Below are 18,210 nucleotides of genomic sequence, written 5' to 3' on the forward strand. Positions count from 1 at the left end.
CCCGTCAGGCCCGCTAAATCAGCGACAACATGAGGCAGTTGATTGGCCGCACAGTGCGTGCCAAACAGCGCGCGAAACGAACCCTTGGGGGCCTAAATGGGCGATCTCTTCTGGAATAAAGTAGCGGCCGTAGCGATCAGTATGGTTCTGCTGGTCATGGTTATTGGCGTTGTTGGCGACATCGTTTTCTCTGAAGACGATCATGGCGAGAGCGCGGATCTCGCTTATCCGATTGATCTGGCCGAAGTCCTGGGTGGCAGCACTTCCAGCGCGCCGGTCGAAGAAGAAGCGCTGGATCTGGGCACCTTGCTGGCCGCAGCCGATGCCTCGGCCGGTGAGCGTCTGTTCCGCCGCTGTGTGTCGTGCCACAATGCAGCACCGGATGCGGGCAATCTGCAGGGACCCAATATGTGGGAAGTGGTTGGCCGTGACATCGGGGCCTATCCGGGCTTCAGCTATTCTTCTGTAATGGCCGAATTCCCGGGCGAATGGACCTATGAAAACCTGGACGCTTTCATTGCAAGCCCGCGCGGCTATATGAATGGCACAGCCATGGCATTCGCCGGTATTCGCGATGAAGCCGACCGCGCCGACCTGCTGGCCTATCTGGGCACGCTATCAAGCAATCCGGTGGCCTTTCCGGCGCCTGCTGTTGCCGATGTGGTAGAGGCAGCGGGCGACATGATCGAAGACGCAGCCGCCGTGATCGAAGCGGCTCCGGATACTCTGGAAGCAGAAGCCGTCGAAGCGGCTGACCAGGCCGCTGACATGGTCGACGAGCAGCTCGACGCGCTTGAAGACGCCGTTACAGAAGGCGATTCCGGTGACGAACCTCAGGACGAGGACGGCAACTAAGCCGGTTCGTAATCCGTCAGTCTGACAACGGAGGTCGCTGGCAAGCCGCTGGCGACCGCCCGTCTTTCTGTCTCGGCAACCGGTTCGATTTTGGTTTCCATAAAGGTCGCATTGGCGTGAATGAGATCAGTCTCGCTCACCATGATGCCAACATGCCCCTTCCAGAAAACGATATCGCCGCGCTGGCGCGGTGCCTCAACACCCATATTTGTCCAGCGCTCGGCAAATTCACCTTCCTGAACGGCTGAATCCCGGAAAACCCGAATCCCGGCGGCTTCCAGCGACGTCTGGACAAGCCCGGAACAATCCAGCCCCAGGCTCTCCTTGCCGCCCCAGAGATAGGGAGCGCCCTCAAACCGTTCGGCAATCGCGACAAAATCCGGTGCGGCATGATCCAACGGCACCAGATGCCCTTCAAACACCCAGCCATGGTGACCAGCGCGGATAAACCGGCCTTGCTTTTCGCCAGATGCGATTTTGGCATTCATCGAGAGCAGGCAGTGCGGCGCCGATTTCAGATCCGGTTCTGAAAACAGATAGGTTCGCAGGGCAGAAACCCGGTGGGTAACCGCATCAACAGGCTGTGAGAGCGCCGCCATATCGACATAGCCGACATAGCCATCATGGCGCGAATAGCCCCAGGCCCAACCGTCACGCTCCTCAAGCGCGGCAAAGACCTCGCCGAACAAGAGCTGCTGGTCCATCTCCGCATCATCCTGCGGCGCGCGCCGGATGGACGTAACACCCGCCGTGGTTTGCATATCAACAGGGTCTACAAAGCGCTCGGCATCGACCTGCCCTTCAAGGTGCGCCGCCGCGATGTCGGGCCGGGCCGGTACGATGCGGGGATGGTTGCGGTAATCAGCCATAGAGCGTCTTCAAGGCCTCCCAGGCGGCACGGGATCCCAGCATTTCTCCGCCCACCGGGCGGCCGGGACGGTCCTTGGGGTTCCAAGCAAAGATGTCGAAATGGCACCAGCGTCTCCCGCCGGTGAACCGGCGCAGGAAGAGCGCAGCCGTGATCGAACCGGCAAATCCGCCATCGCCTGTATTCTTGAGGTCAGAAATCGGGCCATCCAGTTGCTTGTCATACCCCTCCCAGAGCGGCATCCGCCACAAGGGATCGGCGACCATTGCGCCGCCTGCGTTAAGCGCATCTGCCAGTTTTTCATCATCGGTATAGAAGGGGGCCAGCTCCGGACCGAGCGCAATCCGGGCGGCCCCGGTCAGCGTGGCAAAATCCAGGATCAGATCCGGCTCGTCCTCAACCGCCTTGGTCAAGGCGTCGCCAAGGACAAGCCGCCCTTCGGCATCCGTATTATCAATCTCGACCGTCAGCCCGGCGCGCGAGGTGAGAATATCGCCGGGCCGGAAGGCATTGCCGCTGATCGCGTTTTCAGCTGCGGCAATCAGCACGTGAAGCCGCACCGGCAGCTTGGCATCCATGACCAGCCGCGCCAGCGCCAGCGTATTCGCCGCCCCGCCCATATCTTTCTTCATAAGCCGCATGCCGGCCGCCGGTTTGATATCCAGCCCGCCGGAATCAAAGGTGATCCCCTTCCCCACCAGCGCCAGACGCGGATGTTTCGGATCACCCCATTCCAGCTCGATCAGGCGCGGTGCACTCTGGGCAGCCCGGCCTACAGCGTGGATCATGCCATAGCGCTCTTTCAGAAGATCATCCCCGATAACCGCCGTACAGATGCCGCCAAATTCTTTCGCCAGCTTTTCGGTTTCTTCCTGCAGGGCAGCCGGGTCCATATCACCGGCAGGCGTATTCACCAGATCGCGTGCCAGCCAGATCGACCGGACAACCCGGTCCGCCTCTGCGGCATCCGCGCCTTCAACGGGGCACAGCCTGGCCGGTTTGCGGTTAGCTTTTTTATAGCGCGTGAATTGATAGGCCCCGGCTCCGAAGGCGACCATGGCCATCGTCGGATCAATCTCGCCGAGATCGCCTGAGAGCGTCCAGTCGCCTTCCGGGAGGGTCTTGGCGGCATCGCCGAACGCAAACGCATCACTGGCATTGCCCAAACCGATCAGCGCATCCACGCCGCTGCCGACAGGCAAAAGGATAATCTGGCCCGCCTCACCCTTGAATTCATTTGCAGCGGCCACCGCCTTGCCCTGCGCTGTCACCGGCTCCGGAAGGGAAGAACACAGGCTGGCCGGCACCGCCAGCAGGGTGCGCGCCTTGGACGTTTTCTTCGGGAAAATCGTACTCATCCGGCCAACCTCATCAAAATCCGCCATGTCCAAACAAACCGGCCCAATGGATTAACGCAATCTTGACCGGCGCAGCGAACAGTAATGCGCGGATAAGACCGGTAAAGGACTTCGCCCATGCGGACCCTGACAAAACTCATAGCGATGGCCGCTGCCGCTGCGACGCTGAGCGCTTGCGCGACAGGCCGAACCGAGCAGGAACAGGCCATGGCTGATGACCTGATCCAGCGGGCCTCAATTGTGCCTGCCAGCCAGGCCGAACGCCAAGCCATCCGCAGCCAGGACATGCTGACCCAGGCCGCTTTCTGGGCCGAGGCACACGAACTAAATCCCGCAGATCTGGAAGCCGCGACGGAGCTTTCGCGCGTACTGCGCCGCATCGGTCAGAGCCAGCGGGCCGCAGAAGTCGCGCGCCAGGCCATGGCGCTGCATCCCCAGGATATGGATCTGCAGCTGGCCTATGGCACAGCTCTGACCGAATCCGGGCATGGCCCGCGCGCGATCGAGTCGCTGACACGGGTGTCCATGGCGCGGCCCGACGACTGGCGGGTGATGAATATTCTCGGTGTCGCCTATGAACAGGCGGGGCTTCGCGCCCAATCCCGCGAAAAATATCAGGCCGCCCTGATGATTTCGCCTGGCGAACCGTCTGTCTTGTCAAACCTCGCCCTGTCCTACGCCTTCGACGGTCAGGCCGAACAAGCCGAACGCATTTTGCGTGAAGCGATGATCCGTCCAAATGCAGAGGCCACCGTGCGCCAGAATCTGGCTCTGGTGATCGCCCTGCAGGGCCGGTTCGAGGAAGCCGAAGCCATGGCCCGGGTCGATGTCAGCCCGCAAACGGCAGAAGCCAATATGTCCTATGTCCGCGCCATGCTGACCACAGGGCGGCGTTGGGACGCGATCAGCGATTCCTCGGGTATGCGCTAGACCGGCACTTCGCTGGACCCCATCCCCGACGGGAAGGGGGGTGGCGAAACGTCTTCCACCGGTTTTTCAACGCGTTTCAGCGGGAAATGCTTCTTCAGTTCCGGATTGACCAGCGTGGTATCAAACCGGAAATCCTCGGCATGATCGCGCAGAGCCGCCGGTGCGCGGCCATCGCGCGAATGCTCGATGGCGCGGTACAGCGCAAACAGGCGCAAATACCCTTTGTCATCGCCCGAGAGGCTGGTGTCATTGAGCCGCTGGAACACTTTCACCAGCTGGTTGAGACCAGTCTTGCGCTTTCCATTGGCCAATTCGAGCAACGATCCAACCAAAGCAACCTTCCATCCGGTTTCAGCAAAATCGATCCGTTTGGGAACAGCGGTCAGCTCGGTCCTGGCCTTGCCGGTATCACCACGCGCCAAGGCGGCCAGCGCCGCCTCACTTGCGCGGCTGGCAATCGCATTGGATTCCAAACGGGAAGTCTTTGTCCGCAGTCCCAGCATCACGCCGTTGTAGCGGCATGAAATCCGCTTGGCGAGAGCTCACGCCCGAAAAGCGAGTGATTACATCGCCTGGTAGCGCATGATGGCCGGGCCGAGGATCACGACGAACAGCACCGGCAAGAAGAAAACGATCATCGGCACGGTCAGCTTGGCGGGCAGAGCCGCGGCTTTTTTCTCGGCGTTGGCCAGGCGCATATCGCGGTTTTCCTTGGCCATGACGCGTAAGGCCTGGCCGAGTGGCGTTCCATACCGTTCGGCTTGAATGAGCGCAGTCGCAACCGCCTTCACACCGGGATGATTGGTCCGCTTGGCGAGATTTTCATACGCTGAACGCCGGTCTTGCAGGTAAGACAATTCAGCGGTGGTCAGCGAGAGTTCCTCGGCCAGCTCTATCGATTGCGCGCCCACTTCCTGAGAAACTTTCTGAAAGGCGGCTTCAATCGACATGCCCGCTTCCACACAGATGAGCAGCAAGTCCAGCCCGTCGGGGAAAGCCTGCATGATGGATTGCTGACGCTTGGAAGCGGCATTTGTGAGATAGAGATTGGGCGCGTAATAACCCGCCATGCCCAGACCCGCAGCAACACACCAGCGCGTGATCGTCGGCAAGCCAAAATCATTGACGAAAAAGACGTAAAACGCCGCGGCCGCAAACAACAAGATCGGGGCGGCCAGTCTGAAGAAATAGAAGGTCATCACCGGGCCATTGCCCCGGAAACCCGCCTGTTGAAGCTTGTCTTTCAGATCCGGATCTTCAAACAGCTTTTGAAGATTGAGGCCTTGCACAACAGAAGTGGCGAGGCCCTTGCTTTCCTTGCCGCGCAGCTTGGAGGCATGGGCTTCTTCCATCGCTTCCCGCGATTTGCGGCGCAGTTCTTCCTTACGGTTCTGAACGCCCTTGATCCGCTTATCCAGCTTGTTCTGACCCATCATGGGCGAGGTCAGCGTCACCACGGTGGCGAACACGGCAATGGCCGCAATCGCGGACCAGATGAATTGCGGGTTGGTGACCAGCTCGGCGATATCTTCAAAGCCCATCGCCGCCCCCTAATGTTTGAAGTTAATCATGCCGCGCATCATCAGGATGCCGAGCCCCATCCACATGGCACCGCCGAGCAGCATCAGCTGGCCTTTCGGCTCAACGAACATGGCGGTCATGTAGGATGGCGTGGTGAAATATACGATCGCCAGAACACCCGGCGGCAGCGCACCGATGATCATGGCCGAGGCTTTGGCTTCAGACGATAGCGCGCCGATCTTTTCGCGCATCATTTTCCGCGACCGCAGAACGGCAGAGAGATTGCCCAGCGCTTCCGCCAGATTACCACCGGTCTTGGCCTGAATGGTCAGCACGGTAGAAAAGAAGTTGAGCTCAGGCAGCGGCATGCGCTCAACCATTTTCTTGGTACCGTCTTCAAGCGAGACACCGACCGCCTGGGCTTCGACCAGCTTGGCGAACTCTGGTCCGACCGGGTCGGGCGCTTCGCGTGCGATCACCTTGATGCACTCATTCAAGGGCAGGCCGGACTTGATGCCGCGCACGATGATGTCGAGCGCATTGGCAAACTCGGCCGTGAACTTTTTCTGGCGGCCGGCGCGGCGCATGGAAAGGAACCAGCGCGGCAGGCCCAGACCCGCCGCAATCGCGAGCCCGCCCGAGATCAGGAAACTTTGCCCGGTCATGAACGCACCGAGGAAGCCAAGGATGGCCAATACGCCCGACGCAATCCAGAAGGTCTGGACTGAAAAGGTGAAACCGGCCTGCGCAATCCGCGACTTCAGCGTCAGCGACTTTTTCTTGGCGCTTTTTTGCTTGTCCTCAATTTCCTTGAGGGACTCTGCGACCTGTTTCTTGCGATTCTGGCTGCTATCGGCTTCGGCCTTGCGCGGTTTGCGTCCGCCGCTCGCGGACATGACGGCTTTCTTGCGCGCCGATTTCTGGCCATCGCTCAGGGCACCGGCCACGACCCAGCCAACGCCGCCAACCGCGAAAAACGCTGCGACCGCCGCAAATAAAAGAGGAAGTTGACCATTCATGGCCTAGCCCTCCGCCGCATCCAGGGCTGCGGCCAGGTCACGCTCAAGCCCATAATAGCGCGCACGATCCCAGAAGCGCGGGCGCGCAATGCCGGTCGATTTATGAGCACCGGTGATCTTCCCATCGGCATCCTCGCCCTCAATCTCGTAGAGGAAAAGGTCCTGGGTGATGATGACGTCGCCCTCCATGCCCATTACCTCGGTGATGTGGGTGATTTTCCGCGAGCCATCGCGCATCCGCGCGGCCTGCACGACAATATCAATCGAGCCTGCAATCATTTCGCGAATGGTTTTGGAGGGCAGATTATAGCCGCCCATCGTGATCATCGATTCAATCCGCGACAGGCCTTCACGCGGGCTATTGGCGTGCAGCGTACCCATCGAACCATCGTGACCGGTATTCATGGCCTGTAAGAGGTCGAAGGCTTCCGGGCCACGCACCTCACCCACAATGATGCGTTCCGGACGCATCCGCAGGCAGTTCTTCACGAGGTCGCGCATGGTAACCTCGCCAGAGCCCTCCAGGTTTTTCGGGCGGGTTTCCAAACGCACCACATGCGGCTGTTGCAGCTGAAGTTCGGCGGCATCTTCGCAGGTGATGATGCGCTCTTCTTCGCTGATAAAGCCGGTCATACAATTGAGCAGCGTCGTCTTACCGGAACCGGTTCCGCCCGAGATAAGCACGTTACACCGCGAGGCCCCGATGATTTCGAGAACTTTCGCGCCTTCCGGCGAGATGGACCCGAAATCCACCAGATTCGACATGCGCAGCTTGTCTTTTTTAAATTTCCGGATGGTCAGCGTCGGCCCATCCAGCGCCAGCGGCGGCGCAATCACGTTCACACGAGAGCCGTCCGCGAGACGCGCGTCACAGATCGGGCTGGCTTCATCAACCCGGCGGCCCACCTGGCTCACAATCCGCTGACAGATATTCATAAGCTGACCATTATCCCGGAAGCGGATATTGGTCTTTTCAACCCGGCCCGAGACTTCGATGAACACATCGCCCGCGCCATTGACCATGATGTCGGCGATATCATCGCGCGCCAGCAAAGGCTCCAACGGGCCATAGCCCAGCACGTCATTACAGATGTCCTGCAGCAGGCGTTCCTGCTCGGCAATCGACATCGCGACATTCTTGATCGAGATGATTTCGGTGACGATGTCGCGGATCTCTTCGGCTGCCGTTTCATTGTCCAGCTGCGCCAGCGCGCCGAGATCGATCGTATCGATCAGCGCGTTGAAGATTGTGGTTTTGATGGCGTAATATTCGTCCGTACGCTGGCTGTCTGCCGTGGTTGCAACGGGTTTTACCTTCGGCGCCGGCTTGGGCATGTTCGCCGGCTTGCCTGCCGGTTTTTCTGCCGGTTTCGGCTTTGGTTTTTCGGCAGCAGCAGGCGCAGGCGAAGCCGGCGCAGGGGCCGGCTTCGGATCTGGTCTGGTTGCAACAGCGTCGCGCTTACCGAACATGACGTCTCATCACTTTCCGAACAGACCTCCAAAAAGGCCTTTCTTCTTCGGCGCCGCGACGCGGCCCGAAATCATCTCCGCAAGATGTGAAAAGCCTTCCGCCGCTTTTGATTTGGGATCGACCTCGGCGATCATCTGACCGTCATTCGCTGCCTTGCCGAACAGTTGCGGCTCGAACGGCAACACCAGGGAGGGCTGAACGCCCAGAGCCTCGGCAAAATCCTTCACCGGAATCTCCGGACGCTTGGCAATGCCCGCCATGTTGACGACAACCTTCGGCGGCTCGTCATTCGGACGCGAAGCGTGCACCAGATCAAACAGGTTTTTGGCATTGCGCAGCGAGGCCAGTTCCGGTGTCACCGTCACAACGACCTGATCCGCGCTGAGAATGGTCTGCTTCACCCAAGGCGACCAGGTGTGCGGCAGATCGAGTGTGATAAACGGCGCCGCCCGGCGCACCGTGTCGATTACGGTGTCATAGGCGTCCGGGCCAAAATCCCAGTCTTTATCCAGAGTTGCTGGCGCAGAGAACAGCGACAACCGGTCGGTACAGCGCACCAGAAGCCTATCCAGCAGGGCTTCATCCAGACGATCCGGATCAGCCAGCGCATCACCCAGCGTCTGTGCCGGGTCCTGATTGAAATCGAGACCGGCCGTGCCGAAGGACAAATCCATATCCACCAACACACAGTCCGACATCGTGCTTTCAGAAATGCACCAGGCCGTATTGTGCGCCACAGTCGAAGCGCCAACGCCGCCTTTCGCGCCAATAAAGGCAATCGTCTTCCCTGCAAAGGGCGCTTCAGGATCCAGATAGAGGTTGGAAACCGTCTTGATCAGATGCAGCGGAGACATGGGCGGGACGAGATATTCGCTCACCCCGCGCTTCATCAGCTCGCGATAGAGGGAGATATCATTGGCCGCGCCAATAATGATGACTTTCGTGTCCGGATCGCAAACCCCGGCAAGCTCTTCCAGCTGGTCAAACAGGCCCTGCCCGCGCATCCCGCTTTCAATGATCAGAAGGTCAGGCGTGGACTGGCTGCCAAAGCGTTCAATGGCCGCAGGGAGCCCGCCGAGTTCAACCTCGACATGGGCACGCGACAAGCGCCGGTCATTGGCCGCATTATGGACCAGCGCACCGCTTTCAGGACGTTCGCAGAAGGCATGAATGGTGATCCGCGGAATGGGTTGATCGGGCAAATCATCATCAATCTCGCCCATCAGAGGGTCGGAAAGCGCGCCGATGTCATATTCACCGAAATTGACCTCTTCGGGCCCCTGTGGGGCCTCGGGCGCTGGCGGGTCATCCCATTCGCTGTAGGCATCGGCCTGAGGTTCCGGGTTCGCTGGGGCCTCTCCAGCAGGCTTACGCGATCCAAACGCCCGGGCCGGTTCAGCCGGCGTTTCAAAACCGCTTTGATCGCCGAATTCTTCAAAGCCGTCATCGCCATCGCTTAGCAGGCGGCGTTCGACCTCGGTGGGATCGAGAAACTCGTCCTCGTCGAGGAAATCATCATCATATGATTGAGGTTCAGCCATAGGGTCAGCCTTAATCCACCGCCGAGGAAACGGCGCCGCTTTCATCGTCCCGGCGTTGCGTGCCCGTCGGTTCGCCGCGGCGATAGGTGTCGAGTACGGTCTGACGGCGGGCACTGTCGGGTGCACCGGAATCCGTCGGTCCTTCAAGATGATAGGGATCGCCGATCATGGCGGCGCGGTTTTGTGCCATGAAACAGCCGAATCCGGCATAGGCCTGATTATTCCGCTCCCGCGCCAGGTCATCCCACTGTCGTCCAACGCACTCGGCCGGCATCTCGGCCGCATAATGCCGGTAGCTGACGATCACCGGCGCATTGCCCATGCCGGTGGCGTCATACGGGCCTTCTTCAGTGTAACGCGCGGAAACACCTTGCGAATCCAGGAAGGTCCGCAGCTCGGAAAGCGCGCCCTGCGCCGCGCCGTCATGGCTGCCTCCATGCGGATAGGACAGCACGATCGGGCCATGACCGTTGGATTTGTAATGGTCTACAAAGGCACTGAACTGGCCGAGCTGTGACCAGACCAGCCCGTTGGCCTGATGATCGACCAACAGGTCAATCCGGGCGGTTGTTTCAACCGGCCGGGCTTCTGGAAAGCCCAGCACATTCGACTGCGCCGGATAGCTGGCGCATGCGGCCAGCAAAAGTGCCGGCAGAAGAAGGATGGCGCGTGTCATCTGTTTCATTTCGCTCTTTCCCCCTCAATCCAGCAGGAAGCCGATCGGGCCATTCCAGGACCGGCCTTCCGTGCGGGCACCGGGTACGGCATAGGCGCGGTTGATATTTCCCAGGAACAGGGTCTCCAGCTCGCTGACCGTGCGGAAGCCATCGGCAGGCGTGGACACTTCGCTCTGATTGACCGGATCGACCAGGTAAGGCGTCACCAGAACGACCAGCTCGGTTTCCTGATTTTCAAAGTCACGGCTGCGGAACAGCGCGCCCAGCACGGGCAGGTTTTGCACGCCCGGCACGCCATCGAGATTCTGACGGGTTTCTTCCTGGATTAGGCCGGCCAGCACGAGGCTGCCGCCAGAGGGCAATTCAACGGTCGTCTCGGCGCGATTGACGTTCAGGCCCGGAATGCTCAGCCCGGGCACACGGCCAATGACATTGCCCTGATCGTCTGTCACTTCCTGAGCGCCCAGCTCCAGCGACCCCTGATTGGTCAGCTCCGAAATTTCCGTCGAGATACGCAGGGAAATCCGGCCTTCCGAAAGGACCACCGGTGTAAAGCCCAGCCCGACGCCGAACTGCTTGTATTCAACGATGATATTGCCGTCGCGGTCACGACCGACCGGCACCGGGAATTCACCCCCGGCCAGGAAGTTCGCGGCTTCACCGGAAATTGCGGTGAGGTTTGGTTCTGCCAGCGTGCGTACCAGACCGACGCGCTCCAGCGCCTGGATCAACGCACCGGCGCTGGAGATATCGCCACCGCCCTGTGCGGTATAGGTCAGATTGGTGTTCAGACCGCTAAGGGCCCGGCCAACAAGGGAAAATTCCTGTTCGGTCGCCACATTAAAGGCGACATCATCAATCTGTCCGGCGGCCGAAAGATTGATCCCCAGCTGGCGGACGATCGTGCGCTGCATTTCAACAATGCGCACCGACAGCATGACCTGCTCGCGGCCTTCAATGGCCAGCATGGACAGCACGTTTTCCGGATCCTCCGTCCAGCGCTGCGCCAGTCGGAGCGCGGTATCGGCTTCTGCGGCGCTGCGCACCGAGCCCGACAGCACGATATGATCATTCATGGCTTCGGCATTAACCCGGCCATCGGGCAGGAAGCGATCCAGCGCCTCTTGCAAGGCGCGCATGTCGCGTTCAACCCGGATATCCAGGTCCAGGATCAGATTACCATCCGCATCAAAGAAGAACGCATTGGTCTGGCCGATCGCCTGACCCAGAAGATAAGCCCGGGTTGGCGTGCGGATCACCGCATCGGCCACTTCCGGATTGGTCACCAGAACATCAGCCGCATCCACTGGCAGATGGATGATGGCAGCCTTGCTTAAAGGCAGGTCCAGCACTTCTGACTGCGGGCCGGTGCCGGTCTGCGTGATGTAAACCTGCATGGTCGTCGAGCCGGACTGCGCCGCCGCGATAGAGGCGGGCGCGATCAGCATCAGGGAAAGGATGAGGGCGCGAACCATGGGCGGCCTCCTAATTGTCTACCGGCACGACACGTGCCTGGCCGTAGCGGTAGACCACGACCTGGCCTTCCTCATTGCCGAAACTTTCGGGCAATTCCGGCAAGGCGGGCTCGGGCCGCGGATCGGTACGGGTGGAAACAAGGCGCGGGCCACCTTCGGCATCCGAAAGGCTGCGCAATGTCAGAAAAATCTCGCCCATCTGGGCCGCCAGAGCGAGCGCAGTCGCCTGTTCCGGCGTCACTTCCAGTGTCGCGGTATCGCCGACGACGACGCTTTCCTGCTCGTCTTCACCACCAAACACCTGATCGATGGCGAGCACGCGCACATTTTCAACGACCGTCTCGGCAACGCTGAAACGGCGGCGCGAATTGCCTTCGGATTCAGCTTCATAGGCGACAATCACATCCACCCGGTCACCCGGAAGGATAAATCCGCCCGCGCCTGTTTCCGCCGAGATGGGAACTGCATGGGCGCGCATGCCCGGTGTGAGCACAGCCGACATGAAGCCTGCTTCGCCTGCCTGTAACAGAAAGCGCGGCAGGATGGGCTCTCCTTCACCGATTTCATTGCGCACGACAGCGCCTGCATATTCTTCGGCAGCTTCCGGCGAACGGCTGCGCAAAATCTGCGAGGGGCTCACTGCATCTTCCGGCCAGGCCTGCCAATAGAGGTCGCTGGCGGCGACGCGCGAGCCCACGGCGAGGTCGCGGCGCGCGGCGAGAACATCAACCGTCACAGCTTCAACTATTTGCGGCTCAACCGGCGCTGGCGTGCTGGACGAGGAGCGGTAGACGAAGAACGCCGCCGCCGCCGCAGCGAGCAGCGCAGCCATCAAAACTATGATCCGGGCAGCATTCATGGACGCGAATCCCCTCAAGGTTAGGCGCCCATCTGACCCCTAAATTCCAAAAGGGGCGTTAAGATACAAATGTGATTGCAACCTATTGGGAAGATTTCTTCACACGCCGCTTTTTGCGCAATCTTATCAAAGGCTCGCCAGCGCGAAGAGTTGTGAAGATGGCAGCGTCCACATCGCGCCTGCGGCCAATGCAATCCCATAAGGGGCTGGCGCGCCCTCTGCCAGCAGCGTTCCCGTCAGCCAGCGTTGCGGCAGGCCGGTGGCCGGCGCCGCGCGGCGCAACATGATCAGCGCGACCGCCAGCACGCCGCCCATGAGGGCTGATTTGGCCAGGAAGATCAGCGCATCCGGAAAACCGAACCAGAGCGCCGCCGCGGCGATGAGCTTGGCATCCCCGCCCCCGATCCAACCCGGTGCGAACAAGGCCATCCCGATCAGCAGCGCAACAACACCCACCCCGACATGAATGCCAAATTCCATCCAGCCGAGGCCGAGAAGGCCCGCGGCCAGCGGAAAGGTCAGCGCCATGGCGCCGACCAGCCAGTTCGGGATGGTAAAACTCATCGCGTCCTTGGCAGCCGCCAGGACCATAAAGAACACAAAGACCAAAAGAAGAAACTGACCCGCCACCGTCCGGCTCCATTTGCTTTTTTATGTGTCTAGCCAAACAGGCTTAATTTTCGGTTGGCGCAAAATACATCTCGCCAAAAGCAAAAGGGGCCGCCCTTTCGGGCAGCCCCTGATGTCGTTTGCAAACGTGTCGCGCTATTAGATAGCGTCGGCAACCGTCTGCATGTTGTCACGAACGCCGGTACCCAGAGCGGTCACAGCGCCGATGATGACAACGGCGATCAGAGCAGCGATCAGGCCATATTCGATAGCCGTTGCGCCAGATTCGTCTTTGAAGAAACGATTTACAAATTGCATGGGTCTACTCCCGTGTTTGCTAGCCACACATCCACTTCAAGGAGGCTATGTTGTCCCGACCTCTCTTGTCGTGTGTCAGCATAAAACCACGGAAGGCTTTCAAACTGGTGAATACTCATGCTTAATTATGTATGAATAAAAATCAGTGCGATCTATAGTTAACAGCGGGTGAATATTTAAAGTGTAACTTGAATATGATCCTCTACCATCTCTGTTTAGAAAGTCTTCACGCGCCTGCGCTCCAATGGCCTCTCTATATATAACGTCTCCGGAGCCGCCCATGCGTAGCGCCCTGACCGCCCTTCTCCTGATAACCACCGGGCCTGCCATGGCTGCGGCCGACCAGATGCTGGAAGTCGAACATGCGGATGTCGTGCGTTTGCCCGCCTCGGCCTACACCGTAATTGTCGGAAATCCGGCGATTGCTGATGCCGTCATCCATGACCGCCGCACCCTGATTGTCACCGGCCGGCTGTTTGGCCGGACAAATATCATCGCGCTCGATCGCGCAGGCCGCGTCATCTATGCGGAAGACTTTGTGGTCGGCCCCTCGACGCAAGGCCAGCTGGTGATGCACCGCGGAACCGCGCGCACGACCATGACCTGCACACCCGATTGTGGCCCCAGCCCGTCGGTCGGCGATGATCCGGATACGTTTGATGCGCTGACCGGTCAGCAATCCACGCGGATCGGGATTGCAGGAGAGGCCGCCGCCATTTCCGAAGCCTCCCAGGATGCCCGCAATCTGGAAGGTGGCGAATAAGCCTCCCATTAACCACAGATTTTCACCCGGTTTTAAACCGCGCGCGCGTATACGCGTGGGAGAACTTCGGGTGAAACATGCGCAAAACTGGCTTTTTCCGATCTTTCCGCAAGAATAGCGACGGCGCGACCGCCGTCGAATTCGCGTTGATCGCCGGTCCGTTTTTCTTTTTCCTGATGGCGCTGATCGAGGTCGCCGCGGTGTTTTTCGCGGAAACCGTGATTGAAAACGCTGTGCTGGAAAGTGCCCGTCTGATCCGGACCGGCCAGCTGCAGGGTGGAGGCGGTGATGCCGCCACCTTCCGTGATGAGGTCTGCACCCGGATCGACGTGATCGCCGATTGCGACAGCATGGTGTTTGAAGTCGCGGTCTTTGAAGACTTCGACAACATCAACCCGACCCCGCCGATTGCCGAAGACGGCTCGCTCAATGGCGGTAATATGGGGTTTGACCCCGGTGATGCGGGCGACATTGTGCTGGTTCGCGTCTATTACGCCTATCCGCTGATCCTGCCGAACATGTTCGGCGCGGTGTCGAACCTGCCGAAAAATCAACGCCTGATCATGTCCGCAACGGTGTTCCGCAACGAGCCCTTCGATGATTAGAGCGCTGGGACATCTCACCCGCCGCCTGCGGCGCGAGGAAGACGGTGTTTCGGCGGTCGAGTTCGCGCTGATCGCGCCGGTCATGGTGCTTTTATATCTCGGCATGATGGAAATCTCGCTCGCTCTCTCCGTCGACCGGAAGGTCACCAATGCCGCCAGCGCCTTGGCGGATCTGGTCGCGCAGGATGATGTCATCACGGACGATGAAATGACCGACATCCTGAATGCGGGATCTGCCATCATCCAGCCATTTGATGCCGAGGAGTTTTCCGTCCGCATTACCAGCGTCTCCATGTCGCTAACCGGCGAGGTCGAAGTCGACTGGAGCGATGCCCGCGGCATGACCGCGCGCGCAGAAGGATCCGAGCCGGCCCTTCCCGGCGGCATTCTCTCGCCTGGCCGGTCGGTTATCTGGGTGGAGGTGGCCTATGCCTATGAGGCACCGTTCGAGGAAATCACCGGTAATTTCGACATCACCGAAGAATTCTTCCTGCGCCCGCGGCAGTCCCTGATCGTCAGCCGCGAATAGCGGAACGTAGCGCCTCGAGCATTGGCGATCGCGGCATCAGGCCGTGCTCTGGCAGATAGGCCGGCACCACACCCATCACGCTATTGGTCAGGAAGACGTGGCCGGCCGCCTGCAGATCGCTGAGCTGATAACTGCCCTCTGAAACCGGCAGACCCAACTCTGCCGCCGCGGCCATTACCCGTTCGCGCATCACCCCCGGCCGGATCGCACACGCCATGGAAGGCGTGTAAATCCGCCCATCGGCAATCCAGAACACATTCGCGCAATCAGCGCCGGACACATGCCCGTCCACGGTTAATAAGAGCGCCATATCCGCGCCCGCAGCAACCGCCTCCCGCCGTGCAGCGGTGTTTTCGGCATAGCTCAGCGTTTTATGCCGCGCGGTGAGACTGCCCGGCAGGCGGCGAAGTTGCGAGACCTGCAAAGAAATCTGATGCGGCGGCGGTGAGGCCAGGGAAAGATGAAGCAGCGTGACCGGTTCAGGGTCGGCAATCACGCCAAGTCCGCGCGGCCCTGGCCCGCGCAAGACCGTCACCCGGCCCGGTCCGTCATGTCGGGACACGGCGTCGGATATAGCGGTCCAGTCCGGGTCCGGCAGATCAAAAGCTGCACAAGCCGCCGCCAGCCGCTCGGAATGCGCCTTGATCCAAGCAATCTCGCCCTCAGCAATGCGGAAGGTTTCAAAGACGCCATCGCCCAAGAGCAGGCCCCGGTCCATTGGATCCAGATCGCCCGCACGAAACGGCCGGTACCGGCCCTGATCCAGCGTTAACACCGTCATGGACCCGACAGCGCTGCTTTCAGCGCGCTCAACTTGTGCAGGGTTTCTTCGTATTCGGCTTCCGGTTCGGACTCGATCGTGATCGCCCCGCCCGAGCGTGCCGTCACCAGCCAGTCCGTATCCGTCCGGGAGAGGGAAAGCGTGCGGATCATCACATTCAGATCCATGGCCTGACCGCCCTCCCCGATCCAGCCCAGCGCCCCACAATAGGCGCGGCGGTCTTCCTGCTCGGCCTCCGCGATCAGCTCCATGGCGCGGATCTTCGGCGCTCCTGTGATGGAACCGGGCGGAAAGGCCGCGCAAATGAGGTCCAGCGCATCCATGCCGTCTTTCAGCTCGCCTGTAACCGCCGACACCAGATGATGCACATTGGCATAACTCTGCACTTCATTCAGGCGCGGAACTTTGACACTGCCGGGCTTGCAGACGCGCGACAGGTCATGCCGGACAAGATCGACAATCATCAAATTCTCTGCCCGGTCCTTCACGCTGCCTGACAGCGCTTCAGCCTCTGCGGCATCTTCCAGAGCATCCGCCCGGCGCGGGCGCGTGCCCTTGATCGGACGGCTTTCGGCCAGGCCATGCTCCAGCCGCAAGAACCGCTCCGGGGAGTTGGTGATGTCAATGTGAAAGTCGCGGAACCGGAACCAGGCCGCATGCGGCGCATCGCTTTGCCGGATCAGGCGCAGAAACACCGACCAGGGATCGCCGTCCAGCCGTCCCCGGAAGGCCTGGCTGAGATTGGCTTGATAGATGTCTCCCGCGCGAATGTGGTCGGTCAGCCGGGTGCACGCCTCAACATATTCTTCCCGCGTCCAACGCGGAGACACCGAACCGCACGCCGGCTTGGCCGGCGGATTGCCAATATGGAGCCCGGTTTTCAGCCGCTCGATGCCCTCCTGGCTGCCGGTCACGTCCAATTGCTGTTTGATAGGGTCAAACACGGCCCAAGCGGGATAAACGCCCAGCTCAATCAAGGGCGTGCCGCGTCGGGGCCCGCAAATCCGCGATTCCAGAGCCGATCCAAATTCATAGGTAAAAAGACCGGCGAGTTGATAACCTTCCGCCAGCGCGGCCCGGCAACGCGCCAGAAAAGCGGGCAGATCATCCCCGGCCCCGTAGACCAGTTCATCGATTGGCAGCGCATATAGCCGGGACAGCGAGGATGCCCCGCCATGCAGCAAGACCGCACCGGGCTGAATCCGGTAAGGCGCAAAGGCGCGCTCGGGCTCTATCCAGTCAAGGGTTTCGGTGATCAGCGCGCTCACCCGGCGATCAGATTGGTGCGGACGGCAGCGATTTCATCATCGCTCAGACCCAGCACGTCCCGGGCATAGCGCTCTGCCGAGCCGATTTCCTGGAACGCGACATCCAGAAATTCCTCATCCACGCCCAGAAAGACCTTCATCACGTCTTCCTTGACGTCCCGGCCAAACATATCCTTCAGGCGCTTTTGCACGACCGGGATCAGCGTGTCGTAATCGACCGCCGTATTCGTCATCAGATAATCATCATAGATGTCGTCCTTGCCGACATCTGCGAGCGATAAGGCCAGCGCACAGAAAATACCGGTGCGGTCCTTTCCGGCGGCGCAATGCACAACGAAACCTTCATCCGCGCCGTGTGTGGCGAGTTCGCGCAATCCGGCTGCAAAAACTTCCTGATTGCCCTTTTCATTGGGCAGCCTTTGATAGGCCGACCGCATGAAACCGGTGACGCCTTCCCGACTGAGATCGCCCTCGCGCAAGAACTGCAGGTGCGGAGGTTCGGCATGGCCAGCGACATCCGATTGAAGGATGCGCAACCCCTCGCCCCAGCTGGAGGGTTCGTTCTCGCGCTCACGCGGACGGCGCAAATCCGCCACAACCGAAATATTCAGATCCGCCAGCCGGGACTTATCGGCCTCGGTCGCATTATGAAAATGTCCGGAGCGGAAGAGATTGGCCCGCACTTTTGCGCCATCACAGGCGGCATATTCGCCAAAATGGCGAAAGTTGCGAATGCCCTCGAATTCCAGAACCCGGCTCATGC

General features: G+C 60.2%; 20 protein-coding genes. 5 read left to right on the forward strand and 15 right to left on the reverse strand.

The window, feature by feature from the left end; genetic code table 11:
- Positions 1–96: 96 nt before the first annotated feature.
- Entirely contained in the window at positions 97–855 is a 759-nt protein-coding gene (locus tag ACO079_RS07120; RefSeq protein ID WP_421792842.1) for a c-type cytochrome, read from the forward strand.
- On the opposite strand, the gene ACO079_RS07125 is transcribed toward ACO079_RS07120, so the two are convergent.
- Positions 852–1,724, reverse strand: a complete 873-nt coding sequence (locus ACO079_RS07125) for an NlpC/P60 family protein (RefSeq protein ID WP_421792843.1) — start codon at positions 1,722–1,724, stop codon at positions 852–854. The genes ACO079_RS07120 and ACO079_RS07125 overlap by 4 nt on opposite strands.
- Positions 1,717–3,081 carry a leucyl aminopeptidase family protein gene (locus ACO079_RS07130; RefSeq protein ID WP_421792925.1) on the reverse strand — a complete coding sequence of 455 codons (1,365 nt, stop codon included), beginning with the start codon at positions 3,079–3,081 and terminating at the stop codon, positions 1,717–1,719. The genes ACO079_RS07125 and ACO079_RS07130 overlap by 8 nt, the downstream gene beginning before the upstream one ends.
- 117 nt (positions 3,082–3,198) lie before the next feature.
- Between ACO079_RS07130 and ACO079_RS07135 the strand changes: the two genes are divergently transcribed.
- Positions 3,199–4,011 (forward strand): tetratricopeptide repeat protein, encoded by an 813-nt coding sequence (locus tag ACO079_RS07135; RefSeq protein WP_421792844.1) that lies wholly within the window; start codon positions 3,199–3,201, stop codon positions 4,009–4,011.
- On the opposite strand, the gene ACO079_RS07140 is transcribed toward ACO079_RS07135, so the two are convergent.
- The 10 genes from ACO079_RS07140 to ACO079_RS07185 all read right to left on the reverse strand — a co-directional run bounded on the left by ACO079_RS07140 (position 4,008) and on the right by ACO079_RS07185 (position 13,501).
- Positions 4,008–4,484 carry a hypothetical protein gene (locus ACO079_RS07140; RefSeq protein WP_421792845.1) on the reverse strand — a complete coding sequence of 159 codons (477 nt, stop codon included), beginning with the start codon at positions 4,482–4,484 and terminating at the stop codon, positions 4,008–4,010. The genes ACO079_RS07135 and ACO079_RS07140 overlap by 4 nt on opposite strands.
- Positions 4,485–4,574: 90 nt before the next feature.
- Complete coding sequence (locus ACO079_RS07145) at positions 4,575–5,552, reverse strand: type II secretion system F family protein (RefSeq protein WP_421792846.1); 978 nt, start codon at positions 5,550–5,552, stop codon at positions 4,575–4,577.
- A 9-nt stretch (positions 5,553–5,561) separates the two neighbouring features.
- Positions 5,562–6,551: a type II secretion system F family protein gene (locus ACO079_RS07150; protein WP_421792847.1), complete on the reverse strand. Its 990-nt coding sequence runs from the start codon at positions 6,549–6,551 to the stop codon at positions 5,562–5,564.
- 3 nt (positions 6,552–6,554) lie between these two features.
- Positions 6,555–8,021 (reverse strand): CpaF family protein, encoded by a 1,467-nt coding sequence (locus tag ACO079_RS07155; protein WP_421792848.1) that lies wholly within the window; start codon positions 8,019–8,021, stop codon positions 6,555–6,557.
- 9 nt (positions 8,022–8,030) lie between these two features.
- Entirely contained in the window at positions 8,031–9,563 is a 1,533-nt protein-coding gene (locus ACO079_RS07160; RefSeq protein ID WP_421792849.1) for an AAA family ATPase, read from the reverse strand.
- A gap of 10 nt (positions 9,564–9,573) precedes the next feature.
- Positions 9,574–10,248, reverse strand: a complete 675-nt coding sequence (locus tag ACO079_RS07165; RefSeq protein WP_421792850.1) for a CpaD family pilus assembly protein — start codon at positions 10,246–10,248, stop codon at positions 9,574–9,576.
- A 15-nt stretch (positions 10,249–10,263) separates the two neighbouring features.
- The gene (locus ACO079_RS07170; protein WP_421792851.1) at positions 10,264–11,715 is read right to left on the reverse strand and encodes a type II and III secretion system protein family protein; all 1,452 of its coding nucleotides are present in this window, start codon (positions 11,713–11,715) and stop codon (positions 10,264–10,266) included.
- A gap of 10 nt (positions 11,716–11,725) precedes the next feature.
- On the reverse strand, positions 11,726–12,574 hold the full coding sequence (gene cpaB / locus ACO079_RS07175) for a Flp pilus assembly protein CpaB (RefSeq protein WP_421792852.1): 849 nt from the start codon (positions 12,572–12,574) through the stop codon (positions 11,726–11,728).
- A gap of 126 nt (positions 12,575–12,700) precedes the next feature.
- A complete protein-coding gene (locus ACO079_RS07180) occupies positions 12,701–13,204 on the reverse strand; it encodes an A24 family peptidase (protein ID WP_421792853.1) in 504 nt (167 codons plus the stop codon).
- A 138-nt stretch (positions 13,205–13,342) separates the two neighbouring features.
- The gene (locus ACO079_RS07185; RefSeq protein ID WP_421792854.1) at positions 13,343–13,501 is read right to left on the reverse strand and encodes a Flp family type IVb pilin; all 159 of its coding nucleotides are present in this window, start codon (positions 13,499–13,501) and stop codon (positions 13,343–13,345) included.
- Positions 13,502–13,781: 280 nt separating this feature from the next.
- Between ACO079_RS07185 and ACO079_RS07190 the strand changes: the two genes are divergently transcribed.
- From ACO079_RS07190 to ACO079_RS07200, 3 genes are all read left to right on the forward strand, one after another.
- Positions 13,782–14,264, forward strand: a complete 483-nt coding sequence (locus tag ACO079_RS07190; protein WP_421792855.1) for a pilus assembly protein N-terminal domain-containing protein — start codon at positions 13,782–13,784, stop codon at positions 14,262–14,264.
- A gap of 77 nt (positions 14,265–14,341) precedes the next feature.
- On the forward strand, positions 14,342–14,869 hold the full coding sequence (locus tag ACO079_RS07195) for a TadE/TadG family type IV pilus assembly protein (RefSeq protein WP_421792856.1): 528 nt from the start codon (positions 14,342–14,344) through the stop codon (positions 14,867–14,869).
- Positions 14,862–15,398 (forward strand): TadE/TadG family type IV pilus assembly protein, encoded by a 537-nt coding sequence (locus tag ACO079_RS07200; RefSeq protein WP_421792857.1) that lies wholly within the window; start codon positions 14,862–14,864, stop codon positions 15,396–15,398. The genes ACO079_RS07195 and ACO079_RS07200 overlap by 8 nt, the downstream gene beginning before the upstream one ends.
- On the opposite strand, the gene ACO079_RS07205 is transcribed toward ACO079_RS07200, so the two are convergent.
- Genes ACO079_RS07205 through ACO079_RS07215 form a run of 3 tightly spaced genes read right to left on the reverse strand, consistent with a single transcriptional unit; the run spans position 15,385 to position 18,208 of the window.
- Positions 15,385–16,179, reverse strand: a complete 795-nt coding sequence (locus ACO079_RS07205) for an aminotransferase class IV (RefSeq protein ID WP_421792858.1) — start codon at positions 16,177–16,179, stop codon at positions 15,385–15,387. The two genes, ACO079_RS07200 and ACO079_RS07205, sit on opposite strands and share 14 nt — an antisense overlap.
- Positions 16,176–17,447: an anthranilate synthase component I family protein gene (locus ACO079_RS07210; protein WP_421792859.1), complete on the reverse strand. Its 1,272-nt coding sequence runs from the start codon at positions 17,445–17,447 to the stop codon at positions 16,176–16,178. The genes ACO079_RS07205 and ACO079_RS07210 overlap by 4 nt, the downstream gene beginning before the upstream one ends.
- Positions 17,444–18,208 carry a tyrosine-protein phosphatase gene (locus tag ACO079_RS07215; RefSeq protein WP_421792860.1) on the reverse strand — a complete coding sequence of 255 codons (765 nt, stop codon included), beginning with the start codon at positions 18,206–18,208 and terminating at the stop codon, positions 17,444–17,446. The genes ACO079_RS07210 and ACO079_RS07215 overlap by 4 nt, the downstream gene beginning before the upstream one ends.
- Positions 18,209–18,210 lie beyond the last annotated feature (2 nt).

The sequence above is a fragment of the Hyphobacterium sp. genome, assembly GCF_965228115.1.
GTDB lineage: Bacteria > Pseudomonadota > Alphaproteobacteria > Caulobacterales > Maricaulaceae > Hyphobacterium.

What these genes read in the sequence shown, in the direction of transcription:
- ACO079_RS07120 (WP_421792842.1), top strand. Translation starts at nt 97, where the DNA reads ATGGGCGATCTCTTCTGGAATAAAGTAGCGGCCGTAGCGATCAGTATG.
- ACO079_RS07125 (WP_421792843.1), bottom strand. Translation starts at nt 1,724, where the DNA reads ATGGCTGATTACCGCAACCATCCCCGCATCGTACCGGCCCGGCCCGAC.
- ACO079_RS07130 (WP_421792925.1), bottom strand. Translation starts at nt 3,081, where the DNA reads ATGAGTACGATTTTCCCGAAGAAAACGTCCAAGGCGCGCACCCTGCTG.
- ACO079_RS07135 (WP_421792844.1), top strand. Translation starts at nt 3,199, where the DNA reads ATGCGGACCCTGACAAAACTCATAGCGATGGCCGCTGCCGCTGCGACG.
- ACO079_RS07145 (WP_421792846.1), bottom strand. Translation starts at nt 5,552, where the DNA reads ATGGGCTTTGAAGATATCGCCGAGCTGGTCACCAACCCGCAATTCATC.
- ACO079_RS07150 (WP_421792847.1), bottom strand. Translation starts at nt 6,551, where the DNA reads ATGAATGGTCAACTTCCTCTTTTATTTGCGGCGGTCGCAGCGTTTTTC.
- ACO079_RS07155 (WP_421792848.1), bottom strand. Translation starts at nt 8,021, where the DNA reads ATGTTCGGTAAGCGCGACGCTGTTGCAACCAGACCAGATCCGAAGCCG.
- ACO079_RS07160 (WP_421792849.1), bottom strand. Translation starts at nt 9,563, where the DNA reads ATGGCTGAACCTCAATCATATGATGATGATTTCCTCGACGAGGACGAG.
- ACO079_RS07165 (WP_421792850.1), bottom strand. Translation starts at nt 10,248, where the DNA reads ATGAAACAGATGACACGCGCCATCCTTCTTCTGCCGGCACTTTTGCTG.
- ACO079_RS07170 (WP_421792851.1), bottom strand. Translation starts at nt 11,715, where the DNA reads ATGGTTCGCGCCCTCATCCTTTCCCTGATGCTGATCGCGCCCGCCTCT.
- cpaB (WP_421792852.1), bottom strand. Translation starts at nt 12,574, where the DNA reads ATGAATGCTGCCCGGATCATAGTTTTGATGGCTGCGCTGCTCGCTGCG.
- ACO079_RS07185 (WP_421792854.1), bottom strand. Translation starts at nt 13,501, where the DNA reads ATGCAATTTGTAAATCGTTTCTTCAAAGACGAATCTGGCGCAACGGCT.
- ACO079_RS07190 (WP_421792855.1), top strand. Translation starts at nt 13,782, where the DNA reads ATGCGTAGCGCCCTGACCGCCCTTCTCCTGATAACCACCGGGCCTGCC.
- ACO079_RS07195 (WP_421792856.1), top strand. Translation starts at nt 14,342, where the DNA reads ATGCGCAAAACTGGCTTTTTCCGATCTTTCCGCAAGAATAGCGACGGC.
- ACO079_RS07200 (WP_421792857.1), top strand. Translation starts at nt 14,862, where the DNA reads ATGATTAGAGCGCTGGGACATCTCACCCGCCGCCTGCGGCGCGAGGAA.
- ACO079_RS07205 (WP_421792858.1), bottom strand. Translation starts at nt 16,179, where the DNA reads ATGACGGTGTTAACGCTGGATCAGGGCCGGTACCGGCCGTTTCGTGCG.
- ACO079_RS07215 (WP_421792860.1), bottom strand. Translation starts at nt 18,208, where the DNA reads ATGAGCCGGGTTCTGGAATTCGAGGGCATTCGCAACTTTCGCCATTTT.